Annotated in this window: 18 protein-coding genes; 10 read left to right on the top strand and 8 right to left on the bottom strand. The window is 64.5% G+C overall.

Annotated features, from left to right (window positions below):
• Positions 1 to 34: 34 nt before the first annotated feature.
• Positions 35 to 1,222 (bottom strand): LLM class flavin-dependent oxidoreductase, encoded by a 1,188-nt coding sequence (locus tag AC5LXK_RS34955; protein ID WP_493394204.1) that lies wholly within the window; start codon positions 1,220 to 1,222, stop codon positions 35 to 37.
• 197 nt (positions 1,223 to 1,419) lie between these two features.
• Positions 1,420 to 2,604 carry a porin gene (locus AC5LXK_RS34950; protein ID WP_493394203.1) on the bottom strand — a complete coding sequence of 395 codons (1,185 nt, stop codon included), beginning with the start codon at positions 2,602 to 2,604 and terminating at the stop codon, positions 1,420 to 1,422.
• A 479-nt stretch (positions 2,605 to 3,083) separates the two neighbouring features.
• Here AC5LXK_RS34950 and AC5LXK_RS34945 point away from each other — a divergent pair, with 479 nt between their 5' ends.
• Both AC5LXK_RS34945 and AC5LXK_RS34940 read left to right on the top strand, forming a co-directional pair.
• Positions 3,084 to 3,428 carry a DUF3088 domain-containing protein gene (locus AC5LXK_RS34945; protein WP_493394202.1) on the top strand — a complete coding sequence of 115 codons (345 nt, stop codon included), beginning with the start codon at positions 3,084 to 3,086 and terminating at the stop codon, positions 3,426 to 3,428.
• A gap of 47 nt (positions 3,429 to 3,475) precedes the next feature.
• Complete coding sequence (locus AC5LXK_RS34940) at positions 3,476 to 4,465, top strand: ABC transporter substrate-binding protein (RefSeq protein ID WP_493394201.1); 990 nt, start codon at positions 3,476 to 3,478, stop codon at positions 4,463 to 4,465.
• A 71-nt stretch (positions 4,466 to 4,536) separates the two neighbouring features.
• On the opposite strand, the gene AC5LXK_RS34935 is transcribed toward AC5LXK_RS34940, so the two are convergent.
• Both AC5LXK_RS34935 and AC5LXK_RS34930 read right to left on the bottom strand, forming a co-directional pair.
• The gene (locus tag AC5LXK_RS34935) at positions 4,537 to 4,857 is read right to left on the bottom strand and encodes a hypothetical protein (RefSeq protein WP_493394200.1); all 321 of its coding nucleotides are present in this window, start codon (positions 4,855 to 4,857) and stop codon (positions 4,537 to 4,539) included.
• A 216-nt stretch (positions 4,858 to 5,073) separates the two neighbouring features.
• Positions 5,074 to 6,663 carry a PA0049 C-terminal domain-containing protein gene (locus AC5LXK_RS34930; protein ID WP_493394199.1) on the bottom strand — a complete coding sequence of 530 codons (1,590 nt, stop codon included), beginning with the start codon at positions 6,661 to 6,663 and terminating at the stop codon, positions 5,074 to 5,076.
• A 1,360-nt stretch (positions 6,664 to 8,023) separates the two neighbouring features.
• Between AC5LXK_RS34930 and AC5LXK_RS34925 the strand changes: the two genes are divergently transcribed.
• From AC5LXK_RS34925 to AC5LXK_RS34910, 4 genes are all read left to right on the top strand, one after another.
• Positions 8,024 to 9,868, top strand: a complete 1,845-nt coding sequence (locus AC5LXK_RS34925) for a tetratricopeptide repeat protein (protein WP_493394198.1) — start codon at positions 8,024 to 8,026, stop codon at positions 9,866 to 9,868.
• Between the two features lie 54 nt (positions 9,869 to 9,922).
• A complete protein-coding gene (locus AC5LXK_RS34920) occupies positions 9,923 to 10,123 on the top strand; it encodes a hypothetical protein (RefSeq protein ID WP_493394197.1) in 201 nt (66 codons plus the stop codon).
• Positions 10,124 to 10,244: 121 nt separating this feature from the next.
• Positions 10,245 to 10,511: a tetratricopeptide repeat protein gene (locus tag AC5LXK_RS34915; protein ID WP_493394196.1), complete on the top strand. Its 267-nt coding sequence runs from the start codon at positions 10,245 to 10,247 to the stop codon at positions 10,509 to 10,511.
• Positions 10,475 to 11,833 carry a tetratricopeptide repeat protein gene (locus tag AC5LXK_RS34910; protein WP_493394195.1) on the top strand — a complete coding sequence of 453 codons (1,359 nt, stop codon included), beginning with the start codon at positions 10,475 to 10,477 and terminating at the stop codon, positions 11,831 to 11,833. The genes AC5LXK_RS34915 and AC5LXK_RS34910 overlap by 37 nt, the downstream gene beginning before the upstream one ends.
• A gap of 237 nt (positions 11,834 to 12,070) precedes the next feature.
• On the opposite strand, the gene AC5LXK_RS34905 is transcribed toward AC5LXK_RS34910, so the two are convergent.
• Both AC5LXK_RS34905 and AC5LXK_RS34900 read right to left on the bottom strand, forming a co-directional pair.
• On the bottom strand, positions 12,071 to 12,913 hold the full coding sequence (locus AC5LXK_RS34905; protein WP_493394194.1) for a hypothetical protein: 843 nt from the start codon (positions 12,911 to 12,913) through the stop codon (positions 12,071 to 12,073).
• Between the two features lie 258 nt (positions 12,914 to 13,171).
• Complete coding sequence (locus AC5LXK_RS34900; RefSeq protein ID WP_493394193.1) at positions 13,172 to 14,539, bottom strand: flavin monoamine oxidase family protein; 1,368 nt, start codon at positions 14,537 to 14,539, stop codon at positions 13,172 to 13,174.
• A 625-nt stretch (positions 14,540 to 15,164) separates the two neighbouring features.
• On the opposite strand from AC5LXK_RS34900, the gene AC5LXK_RS34895 reads away from it, so the two are divergent.
• From AC5LXK_RS34895 to AC5LXK_RS34885, 3 genes are all read left to right on the top strand, one after another.
• Positions 15,165 to 16,613, top strand: coding sequence for an aldehyde dehydrogenase family protein (locus tag AC5LXK_RS34895; RefSeq protein WP_493394192.1), 1,449 nt, complete (start codon positions 15,165 to 15,167; stop codon positions 16,611 to 16,613).
• A 191-nt stretch (positions 16,614 to 16,804) separates the two neighbouring features.
• A complete protein-coding gene (locus tag AC5LXK_RS34890) occupies positions 16,805 to 17,305 on the top strand; it encodes a hypothetical protein (protein ID WP_493394191.1) in 501 nt (166 codons plus the stop codon).
• A 223-nt stretch (positions 17,306 to 17,528) separates the two neighbouring features.
• Positions 17,529 to 18,890 carry an NAD(P)/FAD-dependent oxidoreductase gene (locus AC5LXK_RS34885; RefSeq protein WP_493394190.1) on the top strand — a complete coding sequence of 454 codons (1,362 nt, stop codon included), beginning with the start codon at positions 17,529 to 17,531 and terminating at the stop codon, positions 18,888 to 18,890.
• Between the two features lie 256 nt (positions 18,891 to 19,146).
• On the opposite strand, the gene AC5LXK_RS34880 is transcribed toward AC5LXK_RS34885, so the two are convergent.
• Entirely contained in the window at positions 19,147 to 20,082 is a 936-nt protein-coding gene (locus AC5LXK_RS34880; RefSeq protein WP_493394189.1) for a GlxA family transcriptional regulator, read from the bottom strand.
• 89 nt (positions 20,083 to 20,171) lie between these two features.
• Between AC5LXK_RS34880 and AC5LXK_RS34875 the strand changes: the two genes are divergently transcribed.
• Positions 20,172 to 20,861: a DJ-1/PfpI family protein gene (locus AC5LXK_RS34875; protein WP_493394188.1), complete on the top strand. Its 690-nt coding sequence runs from the start codon at positions 20,172 to 20,174 to the stop codon at positions 20,859 to 20,861.
• A gap of 230 nt (positions 20,862 to 21,091) precedes the next feature.
• On the opposite strand, the gene AC5LXK_RS34870 is transcribed toward AC5LXK_RS34875, so the two are convergent.
• The gene (locus AC5LXK_RS34870) at positions 21,092 to 22,789 is read right to left on the bottom strand and encodes a M4 family metallopeptidase (protein ID WP_493394187.1); all 1,698 of its coding nucleotides are present in this window, start codon (positions 22,787 to 22,789) and stop codon (positions 21,092 to 21,094) included.
• Positions 22,790 to 23,134 lie beyond the last annotated feature (345 nt).

Below are 23,134 nucleotides of genomic sequence, written 5' to 3'. Positions count from 1 at the left end.
CGATGCGGCGGGGCGCCAGGCTTCCGCGCCGGCGTCAGCGCCGCAAGCCGGCTTCGCGCAGCAGCGGCAGCACGCGCTCGCCGAAGAAGTCGAGGTCGGGCCTGAAGTCGTAGAAGCTCAACTGGATGCCGTCGATGCCCGCGCGGTGCAGCCGCACGATGGTCTCGGCGACTTCGTCGGGCGAGCCGGTGATCGAGATATTGCCGCCGATCGCGCGCGCGGCGGCCTGCGAGCGCTGCTCCAAGCCGCCGCGCCACGCATGCGCGTCGCTGTCGAAGCGGTGGAAGCTGCCTTCGTCGGCATGCGCGACGATCGCGTCGCGGTACGCACGCGCTTCGGCCGCCGTTTCGCGGCAGATGACGAGCGGATTGAGCAGCGTGCGGATCGTGCGGCCGTGCGCGGCGGCGGCGGCCTTCACGCGTGCCGTATGTGCGGGCAGCGCGTCGATCGCGCGTTCGGCATCGGGGCCGGCCGGGCTCGTGACGAACACGATGTCCGAATAGCGCGCGGCGAATGCGATGCCGGCTTCCGAACCGGTCGCGTTGATCAGCAGCGGGCGCCCGTAGCGCGGCTTCGGCGTCACGAATGCGCCGCCCAGCCGCCAGCTCGACAGGTCGGGCGTGTAGCTGAAATTGTCCGGTTGCGCCCACAACTGCTGGACCGCGTCGAGGAATTCGGCGGCCATCTCGTAGCGCCGGTCGTGCTCGATCCTGTTCCAGCCGAACATCTCGTGCTCGATCGCACGATGGCCGGTCACGACGTTGATGCCCCAGCGCCCGCGCGAGATGTGATCGAGCGTCGCGGTGAATTTCGCGAAATGCAGCGGATGCCACGGCCCGTAGAGCACGTGGCTCGTCGCGACGAGGATGATCCGTTCGGTGCGTGCGGTCAGCGCGGCCAGCGTCATGAACGAGTCGAGCGCCTGGCCGTCGAACACGCCGCCGTAGCCGCCTTTCGGCAGCCACTGCGACAGCGCGAACACGAGATCGAAGCCGAGCGCTTCGGCGCGTGCGACCAGGTCGGCGTTGTAGTCGAACGTCCAGTCGGTCGAGCGCGGCAGCGTCGACGCGCTCCATCCGCCGGCCTGGATCGGCAGGAACAGCCCGAGCATCAGCGGCTGCGCGAAGGTGCGCGAGACGGGGCTGTCGGGGAAATCCGCCGGCGCGCGGACATCGACGAACGGGGACGGCGCGATCGGGGCGGCGACGAAGGCATCGCTCATGACGGGGTCCTTGCGGGGTACGCGCGCCGGGCGATGACGACGGTCGGGATGCCCGCGCGGTTGTTCGATATCTGCAAAGGCCGCCCGTTCGCCCATTCGCTCGCGCGCAGGGAAACGCCCATTCTCGACAGCCGGGCGCCGCGCGGCAAACAACGATTCCCGCTTTGCTTATCGCGCCGCGCCCGACGTGCGTGCCGTCAGAACTTCACGCGCAGCCCGCTGACGAATGCGAGCTGGCGGTTCGTCGACGACGCGCTGCCGATGTTCGAGATCGCCGCGATCTTGCGGTAGCCGCCCGGCGTCGCCGTGCTCGCATCGCCGGCCGCGAGCTGGTAGATGCCTGACACGTAGATATCGGTGCGCTTCGACAACGCATAGTCGAACCCGAGCGTGAACTGGTGCCAGCGCGGCTTCAGCGTCTGGCCGCTGGTGCCCGGCAGGCCGCTCGCGCGCCCGTCGGTGAACGTGTAGACGCCGATCAGCGTGGCCGCCGGCGTGATCTGGTAGCGCGCGTTGACGTCGTAGTTGTTGAACTTGCGCGACGAGCCGTCGAGATAGTCGAGCTGCGTGTGGCTCCATGCGACGCCGAGCGTCGTGCGGCCGAGCGCGTAGTTCGCGCCCAGTGCGCCGATCTGCTGCTTGAGCACGCCGCCGTTCAGCCCGTAGAAGAACGCGCCGCTGTAGTCGTTGCCGGTGGTCGAGGTCGCACCGCCCACCGCGCCGCTCGTGTTCGACGTCGCATTCGGATGATTGAACCGCACATAGCCGCCGCCGACCGACAGCGGGCCGTTCACGTAGTTCGCCGATGCACCCCACGCATTGTTGTTCGAGAATCCCGTGCCCGCGCCGCCGTTGGCCTGGTTGCTGAACGCATAGAGCAGGTCGGCCGTGAAGCCGGCGATCGTGTCGCTGCGGAACTTCACCGCGTTGTTCAGCCGGAAGCTCTGGTTCATGTTGTCGTTGTCGCCCACGTGCGTGGCCGGCGACCAGAAACCCGCGCCGGAATACTGCGCGACGAGATCGGTGATCGGCTCGTACTGACGGCCGAACGTCAGCGTGCCGAGGCCCTGCTTGGCGAGGCCCACGTAGGCGGACCGGCCGAACAGGCGGCCGCCCTGGCCGAGCCCGCCGTCGCTCGGCCGGAACCCGCTTTCCAGCGTAAAGACCGCCTGCAGGCCGCCGCCGAGATCCTCCGCACCTTTCAGGCCCCAGCGGCTGCCGCTCAGCTTGCCGCTCGTCTGCTGGATGTTGCTCGCGCCGCCCTGATTGTTCGTATATGCGATGCCGGCGTCGACGACACCGTACAGCGTGACCGAACTCTGCGCGTACGCACTGACCGAACCGATCGAAACCAAACCCAGGACTACCGATTTTTTGATCATGACTATCCTCTGTTTTTATGGGTACGTCTGTGAGGATCACGATGCTATTGACGACGGGTACGCCGGCGAACGGCCGATCCGTGGTTTGTAATTCGCTGCGCCGTCGATTTGTAATGTGCATTGCCGTCCGCCCGGCAGCTGCGCCGCGATCGCGTCCGGCACGCATGCTGCGGCGACCGCATCGCGCGGACCGCGAACGTCGAGCGCGGGAAACGCACGCGCACCGTCATATCGATCGATGAAATAGTTCGATGTCCGCAATAGTTGCCGTTCGTGTTGCGATGCATTTACGCAACGGCGCGCTAGGCGACGGCCGGCCGATACGCTATGCGCGTGAGCATATCGATTCCGTAAAACGTTGGTAGGGCCGTGCCATGCGTAACGGTAGAGTCGGGCATCCGGTCGCGGGCCGGCGTGTGCCGGGACCCGGCGCACGCGCGCTCGTCCCGGCCGAACCATCCACACGGGAGCCATTCGACATGAGTCGCGACGTACTGTTTCTGCTGGAGCCGGGCTTTGCCGACCCGAAGCATCCGGGCCGGCGCTTCGTCTGCCCGCATGGGCTGTCGATCGAAGGGCTGCTGGCGAGCGCGCCTGACCGCGCCGGCCGCCTCGACGTGAAGCGCGTTGGCTTCGAGCGGCCACGGCCCGCGGTAATCGACGCGCTCGACGACGCGCACCAGGGCCTGCCGGTTCTCGTGCTCGGGCGCGACCAGCCCGCGCCGGACGACGCACAGGCGCTCGGCGACGTGCGTTTCGTCACCGATGCGCGCCGCATCCTCGAACTGCTGGCCGAGCGCCACGGGTTTCCGGTGCTGCATTGACGCGCCGTTTCGCGTTCCATTCCCTATCTGATCGACAGGAGCATCCGATGGCGTCAATTTCGGCGGCCCGCCGCCGCCTGCTGCTGGCCGGCGTCGCGGTCGCGGCGAACCCGGTTGCCGCGTTCGCCGCGCAGGCCGCTTCCGCCGATCTCGCCGGGACGACGTTGCGCGTCGCGACCTACAAGGGCGGCTGGCGCGCGCTGCTGCAGGCGGCCGGGCTCGGCGACACGCCTTACCGGATCGACTGGCGCGAGCTGAACAACGGCGTGCTGCATATCGAGGCGCTCAACGCGGATGCGCTCGATATCGGTTCGGGCAGCGAAATTCCGGCCGTGTTCGCCGCCCGCCAGAAGGCCAACGTCCGGTTCATCTCGCGGGTGCGCGAAGACCTGAACAACCAGGTCACGCTCGCGCGCAAGGACACGCCGATTCGCGGCATCGCGGACCTGAAGGGCAAGCGCGTCGGCTATGTGCGAGCGACGACGTCGCACTATTTCCTGTATCGCCAGCTTGCCGAAGCCGGCCTGACCTTCGACGACATCCAGCCGGTTAACCTGTCGCCGACCGACGGGCTCTCCGCATACGACCGCGGCGACATCGACGCGTGGGCGATCTACGGCTACAACGGCCAGCTCGCGCGCAATCGCTATGGCGCCCGGGTGCTGAAGACGGGGAAGGGCTACCTGTCGGGCAATTTTCCGGTGTACGCGAATCCCCGCACGCTCGACGATGCGCGCCGCCGCGCGGCGACGGGCGATCTGCTGCTGCGGTTCCGGCATGCGTATGCGTGGGCGAACGGGCATTTCCGCGACTATGCGCTTGCGCAGAACCGCGAGACGCGCGTGCCGGCTGCCGATCTCGTCGCGATGTTCGACCAGCGCAGCGAAGACTACGCGCTGCTGCCGGTGACGCCCGACGTGGTCGCGCAGCACCAGCAGGTCGCGGACGTATTTGCCCGCATCGGCGTGCTCGACGGGCCGGCCCGGGTCGCGCCATTGTGGGATACGTCGTTCAATGCGCTGGTAGCGGCGGGGTGATGCGATGAGGGGCGAAGTGCCCGTCTACGGGATTGGATGCGGGCTTTGCCGGGAAATCCGGCACGCGCGGGTCAGGCGAACGTCGTCGCGACCATGATGCCGAAGACCACGCCGAGCGCGATGCCGCTGAGTCGGCCGTAAATCGACGCGCGAACGTTGTCGTCGAGTACGAACGGCGAACGCTTGTGCTTCCACACCGTGCTGAATGCGACTGGGCGGGTCAGCAGTGCAATGCACGCGATCAGCACGGGCGTGGCGACGAGCATCGCGATGCGCGGGCCGTTCCAGTCGACGCCGTGCATGGCCAGAGAAACCAGGGCGGCAAGCGGCACCTCGACGCACAGGCCGAGCAGCGAGCCGTTGACGAAGGAATCTCCGGGGGTCTGGAACATGATCGGGTCGTCGCGTTCGAATGAAGCCGGCGCCCGGTTCGGGCCCCTGAAAATAGGTGTCACAACCGTGCGGGACGGTCGTGGCTCGGGTTGACGGGCGGATGGTACGGCAAAGTGCCGGCCGGTTGTCGCTCCTTCAAGTAATTTGACAAACGGCCCGGCCGGCCGCGTGGCGGATGGCGCCCGGCACGCGCCGGCAAGCGGGCGTCGCGGCGTCTACGGGATGGCCTTCGCCATGGCCATGACGAGATTGCTCGACTGCTGGACGATGGTGTCCCGATACGACTCGAACATCGGATCGGTCAGCTTCGCGTCGTCGCCGTTCGAGAAGTGCGTCATCACGGGGGTATGCAGGTGGCCCGCGAAGATCTTCCCGTCGGGGGCGAGCGTGTCGCGCAGCAACGTATTCCGATAGCCGCTCTCGTTCGACAGGTAGTTTCCGCCGCCGCCGTTCTGCGCGCACGAAAGCGCCGCGGGCGCGGTCGGTGCGGCGGGCGGCGGATACGTGTCCGAGCCGGTGAAGCTCGCCACGCTCGCCGCATCGCCGCAGTCGGCGAATTCGGAATGGTCCGTATGCCAGATCACCGTATACCCGCCGGGTTTCGACGCGCCCGGCAGGGTGACGGCCGCCCCGGAATTCGCCGCGATCATCGCATCGAACGGCAGCGTGGTCGTCGTGAACTGCTTGGGCAGATAGGCCTGCCACGGTTGCGGGTCGAAGCCGAGGACGTCGTCCGGCGGATAGATGTCCGCGTCCTGCATGCCGGGCAACAGCGGGGCCGCCCACGGGGTGCCGATCGTCGTACCGAGGTTGTCGGGATAGGCGGCCGCATGATAACGGCCGTGCCAGTTCTCGATCCAGAATTCCCCCTCTCCGCCCTGGCTCATCGTGATCGACGCATTCACCCGCCCGGCGCCGGTGAAGAGGGGGGCGAGCGTATGTTCCTGCATGCCCTTGCGGAACGGGTCGTAGTCGACCGGCAGCAGGTAGGTCTGAATCACGGCGGTCGAGCCGTCGGCCAGCTTGATCTGCCGGTTGTTGAGCGCGAGCGCAACAGCGCCTGACGGATTGCCCGTCCGGATGTTGGTGGACGGATGGTTCGCTCCCGGCGTGCCCAGCGTGAACGGATCGAACCCGCTGATGATGATCCGCTTGATGCCGGAGCCCGACGGGAAGCTCATCGCATACTGGCCGCGCGATGCCCGTTCCAGCACCCATTGAAGCTGAGCCCGCTGCTCGGTCGTCAACGCTGCCTGCGGCACCCATTGACGCAGCGCCAGCGTCATTTTCAGGCGCGCCCAGTAGAGCATGCGGTCGTCGCCTTGCGGCAATGAGCCGACCACCTGCCTGCCCTGGACGCGGTCGACCGTTGCCTGCCACAGCGCCTGCCCGGCAATCTTGACCGTGCGTACCGCGTCGGCAAACGATTTGATCGCACCGTCGGTGCAGAGCTGGCTGACGAAGTTCGGCCCGAACTGGTCGAAGCCGGACGCGGCGAGCAACTGGTCGGCGAACGGCGTGGTGACGCCGGGCAGCACGTTCACGAGCCGCTGTTCTTCATACGAGGGGGTGACGCCGGTGTTCATGCAGCCGGCGTACTGGACGGCAGGCGGCGGGTTGGTGGCGCCGTTCGGCGGGATCAGCGAGGGCGACGGATCGGCGGGCCCGGTCGCCGGCGTGGACGGGGACGCCGTCTGGCCGGCCACGGGGGGCGACGCGGCCGTGTCGGAGCGGGTATCGCCGCCGCAACCGGCCAGCCCCAGCACGATCGTCCCAAGCAGGGTAGCGAGTCGGGTGCGCTTCAATTTGACGTCCCTCCACTCGCAGGTGAAGCCGGCGGGGCGGGCAGATCGGAGCGCTTCGGCAGCAGTTGGCTGCACTCGCCGTCAAAATATGGACCACTGATCAATTTCCACGCGGCGTTCGGCGCGTTGGCCGCACACTTCACGTCGCTTCCGTCACGCCACTGGTAGTACGCGCCCTGGTATTGAGCAACGGCCGTCGTGCTCAAAGCGACCAGTGCAGACATTATCAATGTTCGTTTCAAAATGACCTCCCGCCTCGTTGATTGCTAATTTATGTTGAGTAAAGTCTGGCTATGACCGGCTAAAAAGAATGAATGACATGTGCCGGTGAGTTCGGCACACGGACGAAGGGTAAGAAGAAAAAAAGCGAGTCGCTAACGAGTTTTTCTTCGCGCCGCGTATAGAAAACCTTAACAAATACCCGGGTTTCCCCGGTGCGGAAAACTAAACAGAAATGTGTTTTATGTAAACGAAGTAATCGCTGAAATTTGCCGGGAAATTGTGCGGGAGGACGATGAGGTGCCGCCAGGGCGCGTACTCGGGATCCATCTGGATTGCCGGAGATGGCCTGTCAGGAGGTGAATTCGTAGAATATTTCTTTAATGCTTGGTGGTGGTTATGGGTTGCGTTGCGGCTGTATGGTGTAAATATTTTTTGGAATCGTGATTGATTTAATGTGAGTCTGTTTTGAAAAAAATTCAACAAATGTTATTTGGGTTGGTTTTATGTTGTTCTGCTATTTAAGGTGATGGCTGATATGAAATCGTCACGACTGTGGTGTGGCATATCCGGTTTTGACGCAGGTTGAGGATGGGCTCGCGAGGATCGGCGTGCAGGATGGGCAGGCCAATGTCGCGGCGCGGTGAGGCTGCGTGAACGAGGGGGCTTCCCGCGTCCGGAAGGCGGGCGATTTTGCTTCCACACGGCGCCGGGATGAGATCCGGCGGGCCAGCGGCATCGCACATGACACGCGCAACGAGCACGGCGCACGGGCGGAGCAACGAACCGCTGGCGAACGGATCCCCGGAGACCGGAACGCGACCGATCCCGGCGTTCGGATGAAATCGGTGTCCAGGTCGAACTTCCGATGGAAAAACTGCGGGAATTTGAGTTATTTAACAAATGTCCTTAATCGCACCGCCTGTTTACGTCACACAGGGATATCGTAGCGGGTAAAAATCGCACATCTTGTCGTCGAGGTGGTGGCCTGAGGCGGTGCGCCCGACCGGGAGACAGCCGCAACACCGTATCCGCGTACAAAGGGGTGGTAGTCGGGTTGCCCGTATCACCGAATTTTCGAAGCAGGTCGCCAGGTCGAATGATCCGGCGGCGCCTGCAAGCGTCATCCATCAAGCCGAGCATGAACGAACTCAACGTGACGAGCAGCGATCCACACAGCGTCAATGCGGCCCACGTGGAATTTTCCGCGGGGGTCGCCGCGCATCACGCCGGGCAGGCGGGCGATGCCGCACGACATTACCGGGCTGCGATTGCACTGCACCCTGAGCACGCGGAGGCGTTGAGCAATCTGGGAATCCTGCTCGAAGCCGAAGGCAACACTCGCGAGGCCGAGCACTGCTACCGACGGGCTATCGAGATCCGCGACGACTATGGCGATGCCCGCTGCAATCTCGGTCTGCTGCTTCACGACGACAACCGCCTCGATGAAGCCGAAGCGTGCTATCGCCATGTGCTGGCATCCCATCCCGGCCATGGCACGGTGCTCCGCAGGCTTGGGTTGCTGCTGCAGTTCACCGGCCGGCGTACCGAAGCCGAACGCGTATTTCGCGAGGCCATTGCCATCCGTCCGGGTGATGCGGCGGTCCATGCCAATCTGGCGGCACTGCTTCAGGAGAGCGGGCGACACGAAGAGGCGGAGCGCCATTACCTGGAATCGCTCGGAATCGAGCCAGACGACGCGGCGGTGCTGAACAATTTCGGCCTGTTGCTTCACAAGCTCGGACAATCATCGGAGGCCGAAACCGGCTTTCGGCGAGCGCTCTCGCTGAAACCCGACCACCGCGATGCGCGGGGCAATCTCGGTAACCTGCTGTTTGCCCAGCAGCGATATGGCGAAGCCGAAGCGTGTTACCGCGAAATGCTCGCGTACGATCCGTCGTTTGCTCAGGGGTGGAACAACCTCGGGCGCCTGCTGCACGACGCCGGTCGCCTGAACGAGGCCACCGATGCGCTGAGGCATGCGCTGACGCTCGATCCCGCTCGCGTGGTGACCGCGTTCAACCTGAGCCTGGTGCTGCTGGCGATGGGGCAATACGAAGAGGGGTGGCGGCGCTACGAGGCACGCTACCAGCCGTCTCCGGATTGGAGCGACAACGCGTCGGATCACGTTCTGCCGGATCTGCCCGCGCCGCTCTGGCAGGGCGAGTCGCTCGACGGGAAATCGCTCGTCGTCTGGCCGGAGCAGGGGCTCGGCGATGTCGTGCAATTCGCGCGCTATGCACCGCTGCTGAAGCAGCGAGGCGTGTCATGGCTGACCGTGGTGTGTCCACCAGCGTTGATGCGCCTGATCGCCACGGTCGACGGCGTGGATCGTTGTATCGGGCTTGACGAGGTATCGGCACTGCCGGCGCACGACTATGCCGTCCCGATCATGAGTCTTCCGCTGCGGTGCGGAACGACGCTCGACACGATACCCGCGGCGATGCCCTATCTGCACCTGCCCGCGCCGCTCGTCGAGCACTGGCGGTGCTGCGTCCCGGCAGGCGGCTTGAAGGTCGGGCTGGTCTGGGCCGGCGATCCGCGCCCCGATCAGGCGCAGGCACATGCAACGGACCGCCGGCGTTCGCTTCCGGCAAGCGCGTATCTGCCGCTCCTGGCGATCCCGGGGGTGAGCTTCGTGAGCTTGCAGAAGGGCGAAACGACTCGTCGGCAGATCGACACGATTCCGTCGTCGCTTCGTCCGGTCGATCCGATGGAGCACGTGCGCGACTTCGCGGATACGGCGGCGATCATCGCCCATCTGGATCTCGTGATTACCGTCGATACGTCGGTGGCGCACGTGGCGGGCGCATTGGGCAAGCCGGTCTGGATCCTGTCGCGCTTCGATGGTTGCTGGCGCTGGCTGGCGGATCGCGACGATTCGCCGTGGTATCCGCAGGCACGGCTGTTCCGGCAGTCGGAGCCGGGGCGGTGGAGTGACGTGGTCGAGCGTGTGGCGAGGGCGCTCGAGCACTTTCGCGCCTAACGGGATGCATTGCACGTATCCGCGGTACCTCAGGAAGAACTGGATCGGCATTTCATGCAGGGTCTGCAGCTGTTTCAGCAGCGTCGTCTGGCCGAGGCCGTCGCATTTTATGATGCCGTACTCTCCACCGCAGTGGATCCGTTTGTTCGAGCCTACCTGTTGGGCTATCGGGCACAGTCGCTCAACGGTTTCGGCCATGTCGACGAGGCACTGGAGCAGACAGGTATCGGAAATGGCAACGATTCGATCTGGTAGACGGTGTAGTATCCGGCCACGCTGTGCGTCGGGTCGTCGACGTTGCCAACCCTTCGTAGCCCAAGAAAAATGATCGACAGATTGGGACTGTCTAATTACATGATTTGCGACCGGAGCGCGAATGTCGTTTGAAGAAGAATTCAATAACGTCGCCTCGCAGGCGAGCGAAGCAGAGGCTGTCGGACAGCTCGACCGGGTCGCTGATCTTTTCCGGGTTCTCTTCGAAAAATATCCCGATAGCGATACCGTTTTTCGACCCTACGTGGATGCGCTGCTGCGCTTGGGGCACACCGGAAAAGCGCTCGAAGCCTGCGATCGCGCCATCGCTGCGACGCCTGCGTCGACCATCCCATGGCGAGAAAGGGCGCTGATCTGTTCAATCACCTGAACGACCGCGCCGCCGCCATCGCCAGTTTGAAAGCGGGAGTTGACGCGTTTCCATCGAATGCCGAGTTGCATCTGATGCTGGCCGACGCGAGTTTTCAGGTGCTCGACTTCGATGCCGCGCGCCGGCATGGCGCGAAGGCGGCCGAATTCGGCGATCCGGGGATCGTTTTGAGGGCGCGGCATCGATTCCTCGAGGATCACGAAGGTGCCGTCCAGATCGCCCGTGCCATCCTCGCGCAGTACCCGACCGATCTCGGCACGCTGGCGCAATGCGGTATCTCGCTCTACCTGTTGGGCCGCCAGGAGGAAAGCCTGGGCTATCTGTATCGGGCCGCCGAACAGGATCCCTACCGGGGCGATGTCCTTTTTCCGCTGGCGAATCTGCTCTTGTTGCTGGGTGACGCGAAAGCGGGCTGGCGGCGCTACGAAATGCTCGCGGATCTTGCGCCGCTCGGCAGCGGCCCTGACGTATTGACCACCTATCACGATCGTTTGTGGCGCGGGCAGCCTCTCGAGGGCAAGCGCCTGCTGGTGATCAGCCATCTCGGCCTCGGCGATTGCCTGATGTACGCACGCTACGCTCGCACCCTGAAGGCAGCGGGCGCGCATGTCACACTCTGCGTCAAGCCGGAACTGATGCAGCTCCTGCACGATCTCGACGGTGTCGACGAGCTGTTGAGCGCCTGGCCCGTCGAGACCTGGGGCAACTACGATTTCTGGATATTCGAGAACTTGCTGCCCGCGAGACTGGGCGCGATCGAAGGCGAGGTGCCGACTTATCGGGATGGCTATATCAAGCTGAAGGATCCGGATGTGGCCAAGGCACGGGCCGACCGCCGAAGCGCATCCGATCGGCTGCGAATCGGTTTGTGCTGGGACACGTCGCCGAACTATTTTGCGGGGCGCGCTCGCAGTCTTGCACCGGAAGATCTCCAGCCGTTGGCCGGGATTGAAAACGTCGACTGGTTCGTGCTTCAGAAGCATCCGCTCGAGCCGGATTTCGCGGCTCGCAGCGGACTGTCGATCCTGAATCGATCTGATGAATGGAACGATCTTTACGATACGGCTGTATTTGCGGCATCGCTGGACCTCACCATCTCGATCTGCTCGGCGCCCGTGCACCTGGCCGGCGCGCTAGGGTTGCCGGCGTGGGTCATGCTCGGCGCGCCGGAGTGGCGCTGGGGCGCGCGCGGCGACACGGGACCCTGGTATCCGCAAGTTCGCGTCTTTCGTCAGGCGACACCCGGCAACTGGCGAACCGTCACCGAAGCTGTGCGCGACGCGCTGGAATCGCAGCGCGGTGTCCTGCGTGGAGCCGATTGACGGGCAAGGCGTTGAGTTGCAATCGAGTGTCACCTTCGCAACGAGCAGGTGCATGCGTGCGGAGGCCGATAAATTAATTCGACATGCTATCGAAATTCGGTGAGGTGGGCTCGATTGCTTCCTGGTAATTGATTGTACCCGCAAATCATGTCGCCGGATTGAAGTGAAACCCGGACTCCCCGTTGTCGCAGCGCGCGCCGGACTCGTCGCATTCGCCGGATGCACCGCGCGGATTCGTCAGGCCGCGAAGATCCGGCGTTGATAGTCGAGAATCAGCCGATCGATGTCGTGGTCGGCCCGCCGCGGCTGGCTCTTCGGCTCGAGCCAGAGCCATCGCATCATCCGGTAACGCGCCTCGACGCACATCAGCCATGCGTCCCAGTCAGACCAGTGGCGCAGCAACGGGATATTGCGTATGTCCCGCAACCCGTCACGAATCTCGTACACGTGGAAATGCTGGCCGGCGCGCCGGCTCAGTTCGTCGAACGCGCGCGCGGCCTGCTCCGGGTCGGAAAGCAGAAAGTCGTGAATTTCGATGATGACGTGGCTGCCCGACAGCTGTTCCAGCAGCGCGTCGTCGAACAGGTCGAACTCTGCGCCTTCGATATCGCACAGGATGACCCGGCCGGCCGGATCCCCACCGTGCTCGGACAGGATCGCAGGCAGGTTGCGATCGGCCTTGCCGTGGACGGCGACGCGGTCGGCCAGCCCCATCTCCGCGGCGCGGTGCTCGATCGCCTGGCGGCGCTGATCGTCCATCTCGAAGCACAGGCTGCGGGCAAAGACGTTGTTCCTGACGAGGCCGATGCCGAAGATCCCGTCGGCGGCCCCGAGGTCGACCAGCACCTTGTCGGGGGCGCCGAGCGCTTCGAGGATCGCGCAAACGGCGATCTCGTACGTGCCGAGCAGGTAGCCGCCGACCGCGACTTCCGCCCAGTGACTGAAGCCGATCGGAAACCCGCGCAGGATGCCGTACTGGACGATCGAGCCCGTTTGCTCGCGCAGCAGCTGCGACAGGTAGTGCAGACGAAGATTCGCGGCCTGGATCGAGCTCTGGCTGAAGTACTGCGCGTGGTCCATTGTTGTCGTTCTCGCTGGGTGAGGATGCGCGCCGGGGAGTGCGGCGAGGGCGGGGAGACTGCCGCGAATGCGGGCGCGTCGTCCTGCTTCGGACGAGAATATCACGCGGTGTCGACGCGCTCCGGAAGCCGGCTCCCCGGCGGCGGCGTCGACGCGATGAGGCGGTCTCCAGCCGGATCGTCCGTATCGCGTGCGGCGCCCGGCCGGAACCTTTGCGGGTAGACCGGCCTCCGGAAGCGAAGGCCAACCGGCAACGGATCAGCGCAGTCGGCCGAGTACCTCGCCGGCTGCCCGGATCCCGGACTCCAATGCCCCCTCGAAATAGCCGGTGCATTCCGTCGCCGTCTCGGTGCCGGCCCAATGAATGCGGCCGGACGGCTCGCGAATGCTCGCGCCATACGAGGTCAGCACGCCGGGCGGCATATGGGATGCGTACCCGCCGAGCGCCCATTCGTCCGTCGTCCAGTCGTAGTCTGCATAGTCGAGCGGGGCCGCCGCTTCGTCGCCGAAGTAATGCACGAGATCGGCGATGACATGCTCGCGGCGCGCTTCCCGGCTCAGCTCGCTCAGCTCGAGCGCGTGATTCCCTTCGATCAGCCCGACCAGCACGCCGACGCTTTCGTCAGCCGGCGACTGATCGAACACGAAACCCAGATGACGGCCGACGCTGGCCACCGAGCCATTGAGTCCGCGGCGGCGCCAGAACGGGGCGGGATAGGCCACGTGCATCTTGATGACGGCACCCATCTGCATTCTCTGCAGCAGTCCCGCGCGCTTGACGGGGAGCGGAGGCGAGAAACGAATGCGGGATGCGAGCGCGGGCGGGGCGGTGACGATTGCATACTTCGCCGAATACGTGCCTTGCGCGCATATCGCTCGAACGCCGTCGGCATCCTGTTCGATCGTGCTCACGGGCGCGTCGAGCACGATGCACCCATCCAGCCTGTCCGCCATGCGTTTCGGAATCTGCCAGGCGCCCCCGAGGAACTTGTCCTGCTGAGCACCGCCCTCGACGCCCATCATCGTTTCCAGGCCGCCCCCCTGCCGCAGGCATTCCAGGAAGAACAGATAGGAGATGTGCAGGGTCTCGGTGCAGGCGATCGCGCCGACGACAAGGCGGGCAAAGTCGCGGGCAGCGGCGGTGTCCACGTGCCGGTCGATCCATACCTCGATCGACATCGCATCCCACTGGAGTGCGTTCTCCGCTAGCCACGGCGCTCCGACGGGGAGGGTCTGCATGTCGCGCTTCCACCGATGCAAGGTCAGACCCAGCTCCAGGGTCGACAGGAACGGGAGCTTCGGCGTGCTGGAATACGCATGCACTTTCCCGTCGATATTGATGAGGCTGTTGCCCTTCGTATATTGGCTGTACATCGGCACGCCGAGCTCCGTCGCCTGTTCGCGCAGCAGCTTTTGCGACGCGCCGACCCATTGGCCCCCGAAGTCGACCGTTTGACCGCCCACTTCCCCCGGCATCGACCGTCCGCCGACCCTGTCGCGCGCTTCGAGAATCACGACCCGCTTTCCGGCATTCCTGAGTTCGAGTGCGGCTTTCATCCCCGAGAGGCCCGCGCCAATGATTAGTACATCTGATTCGTGGCTGGCCGAATGATCGATCGCTGCCATGGTTTTCCTCTCCTGGTCACGTTTCTGCCGCGATTCGTCACGACGCACCCGTGTCGCCTGACGCAGCCGGCTTCAAAAAACTCCCTCATCTCGTTGTCGATGCGACGGTGCGCGTGGCGCAATGCCCCCGGCGGGGATTTGAGATGCAGGATGCACCGTTATAGGTCGTACGACCAAATTATGCAAGTCTGATGATCACGTTGCAACAGGTGGGCGACCGGCGGAAGTGGCATACGGCCGGTTCCTGACGCAGCGGCTCCGGCCAGTATATCGAGGCGCTGAATCCGGTCTCCGTATCATCTGATGATTGGATTGTGTCTAGATTTATGTGGAATATACCGTCGTTACGCGTCTCTGGCGATGACGTGCCGGTCGTCGCCGTCTTGAACTTCGATCCGGTTTCATGCGCCGCAGCATGGTTTGGCGTTGCACTGTCCAGGATTGTGTTGTATAACGCAAATTAGGTCGAATGACATAATTTGTGTCGGCGAGGCCAGATGGAGCACTGATTGGGCAACGGGCGGAACGTGTCCGCCATCGGGTTCGCGCATGGCCTCGGCCCGAAGTCGGGCAGTGGATGTCCATGGGGTGCGCATCCGGCGCCTCAATTTGAAAGGGAACTACCATGACGTATGAAAAGGCCGCGCTGGAACGCATTCTCGATGTTCAGCGTGCGGCATTCCTCGCCGAGGGCGGCGCTTCTGCGGCGGTACGAAAGTCGCGGGTGGCGCGGCTCGCGATTGCGCTTCTTTCGAACTTCGACGCGATTGCGGCGGCGCTGAGCGCCGACTACGGCAACCGCCCGCCCGAACTGACCAAGGCGCTCGAAGCGCTGCCGTGGTCCGAAGACATCCTCCACATGCTCGACAACCTCGATAAGTGGATGGAGCCGGAAGCGATCCCGGGTGGCTTCATCCAGCACAAGCCCAAGGGGGTCGTGGGTGTCATGGGGGCCTGGAATTTTCCGGTGACGCTCACGTTCGAGCCGGCCCTGAGCGCGCTCGCGGCGGGCAATCGCGTCATGATGAATTTCCCGGAGTATCAAGTCGAAACCGGGCGCGTGCTGGCGAAAATCATTGCGGACACGTTCGACGAGGCGGAAGTGGCCTTCATTCACGGCGATCTGTCGACGTCGCAGTGCTTCTCGGGGTTGCTGTTCGATCACCTGTTTTTCACCGGCTCGCCGAAGATCGGGGCGATCGTCGCGCAGGAGGCCGCGAAGAATCTCGTGCCCGTGACGACCGAGCTCGGCGGAAAGAACCCGGTCGTCGTCGCGCCCGATGCCGATCTGGATCTGGCCGTCAGCCGAATTGCGGCCACGCGTGTCGTGAACGGCGGGCAGGTTTGTCTGTGCCCGGATTATGTCTGGGTACCCAGGGGCATCGTGACGGCGTTCGTCGACAAGCTGATTGCTCAGTACAACTCCATATTCGATACCTATCTCGACAATCCGGCCGTCGTTTCCATCGTCAACGTGCGCAATTTCGACCGGATCGTCGGCCTCGTGGATGACGCGGTCGAGAAGGGCGCGAAAAAGTACGTGGCGGCGCCGGCAGGCGAGGCCGGGCGGCTCCCCGATCGTGCATCGCGCAGGATTGCGCCGACCATCCTGGTCGATGTGCCTGCGTCGGCGGAGATCGCCGACGAGGAGGTATTCGGGCCGGTGCTGGTCGTGTACGGATACGACGACGTCCAGGAGGCCATCGAATACATCACGGCGCGCCCCGCACCGCTTGCCGCGTACTGGTACGGCGACGACGGGGACGCGTTCCTGCGCTTCCTCGATCGCACGACGAGCGGCGGGGTCACGCGCAATGACGGGTTGCTGCATGCACTGCTCCCCGGGGCGCCGTTCGGTGGAATCGGCCATTCCGGTTCGGGCGCCTATCACGGCAAGACGGGATTCGATACGTTCACGCATCGTCGCGCGGTGGCCGTGACGACCCGTCCTGACGGCGTTGCCAATCCGCTGGTGGGTCGCCCGTTGGTGTCGGAGCAGATGCAAGGCTATCTCGACGGCGCCATCGCGGCCGCCATCAAGGCATTCGAGGCCAGGCTGCCCGACGCAACGTAAGTCGAACGTGTCGCGACGTCGCGTCGCGGCACACGTTTCTCATTCATCGCGGGTCGGCCTTCCGCCATCGCGGCTGTGGCCGATGGCGTGCCTGCCCCGTTTGCCAATTGCCGGATCCGGATCGGGCAGCGCTCCAGTGTCACCCGACGCGGTGAGCGTTGGCCGGACATGCGTTACGCGAGGTAATTATCTTGATGCCTTCCATTAAATTTGCCAAAGGATTCAAGGGCGAGGTCCAGAATCGGGCCTTTGCGCTGCGCGCCATCGGGCGCCTGGCCAATCGTCTCGACGGCGATCCGCGCCAGCCGCTCTGGGCGGCCTATCTGAAGCTGGAAGAGTTCAACGCGCCCGTTTATCGTCAGGCGGCGGCTCGATGGGGGATCGGCGCGACACCCGAAGCGGGAACGCGGATCAAGGCGTGGGTGATCGGATCGGTTCCGAAATTTCTTTTGAGGCCGTTCCTGAAGTTCGTGCACGCCAAGACCGTCGTCTATTGCGACGAGTTGCGCAAGCTGAGAAACATCGGGCCGTCGGATTCACGCATCTTCCTGGATTACATGGTCGACCAGGAGGATTTCCAGATCGAGATGATGCGGCTTTCGCTCGACGGCCAGGATGCCGTCCTGGCCCGGAAGATCGATTCCTTCATCCAGAAGTACGACGGAAAATTCGTGGCCCAGAAATATGGATGAAAAGTGAATAGCTTCAAAGCGACCTGGCTGCGGGACAGGTGATTGGGGCATGGCCGTGACGACACGGCAACGGCTCCGGCGCCCGCGGGCCTGCCGAAGGCACGCGAGCGTGAAGGCATTGCGCGTGCGCCGGCCGGTTCCTCCGGCAACCAGGTCGCTCTGCTGCCGACGCAGCCATACCTTGCTGCCTCGGCATCCGATCCCGTTACGCGAAAACACCACCATGTCACTTGATCAAGCCTCCCTGCTTCAAAGCAGATCGTTCTGGCAGCACGCCTATGGCGCGTACTCGCCCAATCCATCCTTGACGGAAGATCTCAAGGTCGACGTTGCGATTGTCGGCGGCGGCTTCACGGGGCTGAATACGGCGTGGCAGTTCAAGAAGGACAACCCCAACGCCCGCGTCGTCGTGCTGGAGGCCGCGATAGTCGGTTTCGGCTCGAGCGGTCGCAACGCAGGCTTCAGCACGAAGATGTTCGGTCTCGAACCGGAAATGGTCCTGCTGCGCTGGGGCAAGCAGAAGATGGTCGACGCCCATCGCTATTTGCAGCTCGCGGTCGCGCATACCAGGCGCCTGATCGAGGAAAACAATTTTCAGTCGGACTATCGGCACTGCGGGCTGGTTCGTGCCACTTACACGAAGCAGCAACTGGGCCGCATGCAGAAGACCTACGAGTTGTTCCAGCAGTTGGGCATCGACGAGGACATGGTGTGGCGGAGCGCCGAGCAGTTTCAGCAGGACTTCCATTCGGAGCGCTTTGCCGGCGGCATCTACGAATCGGAAACCGGTTACCTCGATCCCTGCAAGCAGGTGCGCTCGCTCAAGACCCTGGCGGAATCCGCCGGTGTTACCGTCTACGAGACGACCCAGGTGACGAATATCGAACGGACGTCGTCCGCGATTACTGTCAGCACACCGAATGGAAAGATCACGGCGGACAAGCTGGTCGTCGCGACGAACGCATACTCCCGTGATGTCCCGGGCCCGGAGCGGCTGCGTTCCCGCCAGTATCCCCTCTGGACCTATCAGGTCGTCACCGAGCCGCTGACCGCCGCGCAATGGGAAAGCATCGGCTGGCGCGAGCGGCAGTCGTTCGGGGACAACCGGCAGATGCTGCACTATTTCAGGCCGACGGCCGACGGCCGGATCATCATGGGCGGCGGCGACGTGATCACGTACCGCACGGGGGCCATGGACGAGGTTTCCGCACCGGCGGCGTGGCAGCATTGCGAGGATCATCTCAAGTGGATCTACCCGCAACTGAAGAACACGCGCATCGACTATCGGTGGGGCGGCCCTGTCTCGGTCACCATCGACATGGCCCCCGAGATCAGCTTCATCGACGATGAACGCATCATCTATTCGGGCGGATGCTTCGGCCATGGTGTCGCGTTGACCCACCTCAATGGCCGCACCATCGCCGATTTGCTTGCGGGGAACCCATCCGAGCTGACGGATTTCTGGATCGTGAACCGGAAGTCGCTGTCGATGACGAGCGACACGCTCTCGTATCTCGGCGGCAGGGTCGCGCGGCAGGCACTGAAGTCCTGGGACTGGTGGGAGGAGAAGGGGCTCAAGCGGTGACGCCGACGCCGGCCGCCATGTTCGATCGTTCGGGCGTGGACGCCGGACACGCCGCCAGGCGACGGCGGCGAGGTGGAATAGGCGGGTGGGAGCAGAGGGGGCGACGATGCGCACACGGGCCGCCAACCTGTCGTGTCGGCGTCATTGCCCGATCGTCGGAAAAATCGCCAGCGTGCAAGCCAGCGAATCGCGCAGCGCGTGTTCGGTCGGGAGTCGGAGGGGCAGCTGGCACCGTAGCCGCGCGATCCCGAATGCTTCAGCGCACCCGCAGGGTCGATGGCGGTACGCCCAGCAGGCGCTGAAAGCTGCGGCGCAGGTTCTCGGTATCGCCGAAGCCGCATTCCAGCGCCACGCGCTGCAACGACGCCGCTCCACTTTCGAGCGCGGCACGCGCGGCTTCCACACGCAGCTTCTCGACCGCTTTCGCGGGAGTGAGCCCCGTTTCAGCCTGAAACGCGCGCGCGAAGTGCCGCGGGCTCATGCATGCGCGTTCGGCCAGATCGCCGACGCGGTGACGCATGGCGAGGTTGCCGCGCACGTGATCGAGCAGCGGCTTGAAGCGGCCGCGCGCGCAGTTCATCTCAATCAGCGCGGAAAACTGCGATTGTCCGCCGGGCCGCCGGTAGTAGACGACCAGCTGGCGCGCCACGAGGCGCGCGACGTGCTCGCCCAGGTCGTTGCCGACCAGCGCGAGCGCGAGATCGATGCCGGCGCTGATGCCGGCGCTGGTCCAGAACGGGCCGTCCTCCACGTAGATGAGATCGGGTTCCAGGCGCACCTGCGGAAACTGGCGGACGAATCGTTCGCTGCAGGACCAGTGCGTGGTCGCGCGCCGATTGTCGAGCAACCCCGCCGCGGCCAGCAGCAGGCTGCCCGAACACACGCTCGTCACGCGCACGCCGCGTCGCGCGCAGCGCTGCAGGAAGCGCAGCACGCGCGGATCGGACATCGGGGAATCCATGTCGTCGCTGCCGGCGACGAGCAGCGTGTCGATCGTACTGGCCGCCGGAAGCGCTTCGGCGGCCCACCTGACGCCGGACGAGCTGCGCACGAGGCCGGCTTCCGCGGCGATCGTCCGCAGCGAGTAGTGACCGTTGCGATAGCGGCCGGCGATTTCGAAGGCGGCGATGGGGCCGGCCGCATCGAGCAGCTGGAAGTCCGGGTAGACGAGCACGGCGACGCGATGGGGCATGGCAGTAAAAGTGGGGATGGCGACATTGCGGCCATCACGATAGAGCGCGACCATGCGAGGTGTCAATTCACTGCAAGGAGATTCGCACAATGACCGCTGCACCGTACGTCGTCGTCTTCGCGTTGTTCGAGAACGTGACGCAACTCGATTTCGCCGGGCCTTACGAAGTTTTCCTGCGCCTGCCCGGTGCGCAATGCGTGATGGCTTCATCCGCAGGCGGGACGATCGAGGCCGACGGCGGCCTCACGATCGCGAACGTCCGGCGCCTGGCCGATATTCCGCATGCGGACCTCGTGTGCGTGCCGGGCGGCCTCGGCGTGATCGAGGCGATGGGCGACGCGGAATACGTGCGCGAGCTGCGCCGGCTGGCCGACGGGGCGGGTCATGTCACGTCGGTGTGCACCGGCTCGCTGTTGCTGGGGGCGGCAGGGTTGCTGCGCGGCAAACGGGCGACGTGTCACTGGTCGTGGCTCGACCTGGTGCCGGCGTTCGGTGCAACCGTCGATCGCGCACGCGTGGTGCGTGACGGGAACCTGATCACCGGTGGCGGCATCACGGCAGGCATCGACATGGCGCTGACGGTGATGGCGGAAATTGCGGGGGCCGGGCATGCGCAGTCGGTACAGCTGTCCATCGAATATGCGCCCGCGCCGCCGTTCGACTGCGGACGGCCGGAGCGCGCGGCGCCCGATCTCCTGGAGGCGGTGACCGCGCAACTGGGGCAGATGAGGATGGATCGCTACGATGCGGTGAAGCGGGCGGCGCAAGCACTTCGATGAACGACGCCGGTCGCGCACCGGCGCGGAACCGGATGCGCATCGGGATGGGCCGCGTTCGATGATGCGCCCGGTGTCGGCCGGGACTGTTCGTGCGGGTATCCGCCGATCGACCGCCTGCCATCGCAAGCGGTCGATCGGCATCTGCCCGTCATTCGCGTGAGCATCGCATTCGCCGAAGCGGAGCACGGCCACGCACTATGCGGGCATTCAACGCACGCGCAGACGGGCCGTCAGTTCACCCCGACCGCACTCCACGCACGAGCGACCGTGGCGCTTTCGGCCGAGTTCGCGCCATACAGGTCGTTTGCCGCCTGGATCGACGCGCGCCGTGCGTTCGGATAGCTCGAGTTGGCGTTCAGGTACACGGTCAGCGTCCGGTACCAGATCTTGCCGGCCTTGTCGCGGCCCAGGCCGCTGAAGGTCGTGTCGCCGTTGCAGACCAGCTGCGTCCTCGACAGGCTGGTGTCGGTCGACGGCACCGCCGGGCCTTCCGACAGCAGGTAGAAGAAGCGGTTGCCGACGCCGGACGTGAAATGCGGATCGTGGCGCGGATTCGACCACGAGAAGCCGCCGGACGGGTAGCAGGCAAACGACCGGCCGTCGAGATCCTGCTTGTACATCTTGCGCAGGCCGCCGCTCACGATGCGTGCGCCGATCACGTAGTTGCCGGGATCGTTCGGGTTGTTCGCGTAGAACTTCACGAGCGTGCCGAAAATGTCGGACGTCGATTCGTTCAGGCCGCCCGCGTCGCCCGAGTAGTTCAGGTTGGCGGTGGCCTCGGTCACGCCGTGGCTCATTTCGTGCCCGGCGACATCGACCGACACGACGGGTTTCGGCAGGCGGGTGCCGGGATCGCCGTCGCCGTACGCCATCACGCGCGACGACAGCCATGCCGCGTTCGCGCCGCTCATGCCGCTACCGGTGTTGAACACCACGTGCGCATAGCTCTTCACGCCGCGGCCGTCGTTGAAGATGCCGTTGCGGTTGTGCGTGGTCTTGTAGTAGTCCCAAGTCAATGCGAGACCATAGTCGATGTCGGCGGCAACGGTCTGCCGGTCGGTCGTCGCGTTGTTGCCCCACACGTTCGTGCTGCTCGTGAAGATCGGCAGGTCGGTCGCCTGCTCGACGTCGTCCGAGCTCAGGCCGCGGCCATCGTAGACCGAGCCGCCGCCACGGCTCGGATCGAGCATCCGGTATGCGTTCGTGCCGGTCTGGTCCGTCGTGAGCGTCAGGTTGCCGTAGTACAGCGAGCGGCCGGTGCCGGTCGCGGCGGCGGTCTTGATCAGGTCCTGTGCGTCGAGCACGTTGCCCGTGCGCGCGTCGACGTAGTACAGCACGGCGTCGCCATGCGCATCGGTCGACTTGCCGTAGACGCGCACCGCGTAGGCCAGCGTCGGCGTGACGTCGCGTGCGAACACGACGAGTTCCGCGTCATCGACGCGGCGCACGTCCGAGTTGAAGCGCGCGGCCGCGACGTTCCTGGCCCGGGTCGCGCCGACGTCGGGTGCGTTGCGTACCACCGAGCGGTTTCCGACCTTGCCGATCGTGCCGGAGAGCGTGATCGGCGCGAGCTGGGTCAGGCTCGCCTGTTTCAACTGCCCCTTGCTCGAATGGACGACGACGTCACCACCGATCACGGGCAGGCCCGCATAGAAGCGGTCGAAGCGCACGTGCTCGGTGCCGTCGGGATCGACGATCACATCGCGTACCTGGAACTGATCGCCGTCCGTCGGCGCGCTGGCTTGCGGGCCCGAGAACTTCAACGCACGCGTCGTACCGCCGGTGGCGAGGCTGAAGGCGGACGGGTTCTGCTGGATCAGTTGCAGGGCTTTGTCGACCGCGGCCGGCTGGTCGCCGGCCTGTGCAAAAGCGCTGAGACTCGCAACGGTAATCGCGGTGATGGGCAGCAGACGAGACAATTTCTTCATGTAATTCCCCAGGTTATGAGTGGGTTTGTTCGAGGAATGCATCAAGTTATGACTTTGATATAAGGCATGTCGCGTACAGCAGAGGCATGCTAGGAGGCCATTTTTATAATTACAAGATATTTTCTGAGATATTAATTTTTCATGTCATCGACGTTAATCAAGTCGTGATTTGGTGAGAAACATGAAATGATCTCGTCGGCTGGATTGGCGGGATGGGTAACGTCGCATCGATGGCATGCGGCTGCGGAGCCTCACGGCAAGGGGCGATGCGAGCGAAGGGAGGGCGGCGGCGTGGCGCCGGGTTAAACGGGCGATTGGAATTTGCCGTATTAAATAATTATTTTG

The sequence above is a fragment of the Burkholderia pulmonis genome (assembly GCF_984667975.1).
Note: the sequence above shows the minus strand (reverse complement) of the source record. Positions and strands in the feature narration are given on the sequence as shown.

Coding starts and splice junctions, on each gene's coding strand:
- AC5LXK_RS34955 (WP_493394204.1), bottom strand. CDS start 1,222: ATGAGCGATGCCTTCGTCGCCGCCCCGATCGCGCCGTCCCCGTTCGTC.
- AC5LXK_RS34950 (WP_493394203.1), bottom strand. CDS start 2,604: ATGATCAAAAAATCGGTAGTCCTGGGTTTGGTTTCGATCGGTTCGGTC.
- AC5LXK_RS34945 (WP_493394202.1), top strand. CDS start 3,084: ATGAGTCGCGACGTACTGTTTCTGCTGGAGCCGGGCTTTGCCGACCCG.
- AC5LXK_RS34940 (WP_493394201.1), top strand. CDS start 3,476: ATGGCGTCAATTTCGGCGGCCCGCCGCCGCCTGCTGCTGGCCGGCGTC.
- AC5LXK_RS34935 (WP_493394200.1), bottom strand. CDS start 4,857: ATGTTCCAGACCCCCGGAGATTCCTTCGTCAACGGCTCGCTGCTCGGC.
- AC5LXK_RS34925 (WP_493394198.1), top strand. CDS start 8,024: ATGAACGAACTCAACGTGACGAGCAGCGATCCACACAGCGTCAATGCG.
- AC5LXK_RS34920 (WP_493394197.1), top strand. CDS start 9,923: ATGCAGGGTCTGCAGCTGTTTCAGCAGCGTCGTCTGGCCGAGGCCGTC.
- AC5LXK_RS34915 (WP_493394196.1), top strand. CDS start 10,245: ATGTCGTTTGAAGAAGAATTCAATAACGTCGCCTCGCAGGCGAGCGAA.
- AC5LXK_RS34910 (WP_493394195.1), top strand. CDS start 10,475: ATGGCGAGAAAGGGCGCTGATCTGTTCAATCACCTGAACGACCGCGCC.
- AC5LXK_RS34905 (WP_493394194.1), bottom strand. CDS start 12,913: ATGGACCACGCGCAGTACTTCAGCCAGAGCTCGATCCAGGCCGCGAAT.
- AC5LXK_RS34900 (WP_493394193.1), bottom strand. CDS start 14,539: ATGGCAGCGATCGATCATTCGGCCAGCCACGAATCAGATGTACTAATC.
- AC5LXK_RS34895 (WP_493394192.1), top strand. CDS start 15,165: ATGACGTATGAAAAGGCCGCGCTGGAACGCATTCTCGATGTTCAGCGT.
- AC5LXK_RS34885 (WP_493394190.1), top strand. CDS start 17,529: ATGTCACTTGATCAAGCCTCCCTGCTTCAAAGCAGATCGTTCTGGCAG.
- AC5LXK_RS34880 (WP_493394189.1), bottom strand. CDS start 20,082: ATGCCCCATCGCGTCGCCGTGCTCGTCTACCCGGACTTCCAGCTGCTC.
- AC5LXK_RS34875 (WP_493394188.1), top strand. CDS start 20,172: ATGACCGCTGCACCGTACGTCGTCGTCTTCGCGTTGTTCGAGAACGTG.
- AC5LXK_RS34870 (WP_493394187.1), bottom strand. CDS start 22,789: ATGAAGAAATTGTCTCGTCTGCTGCCCATCACCGCGATTACCGTTGCG.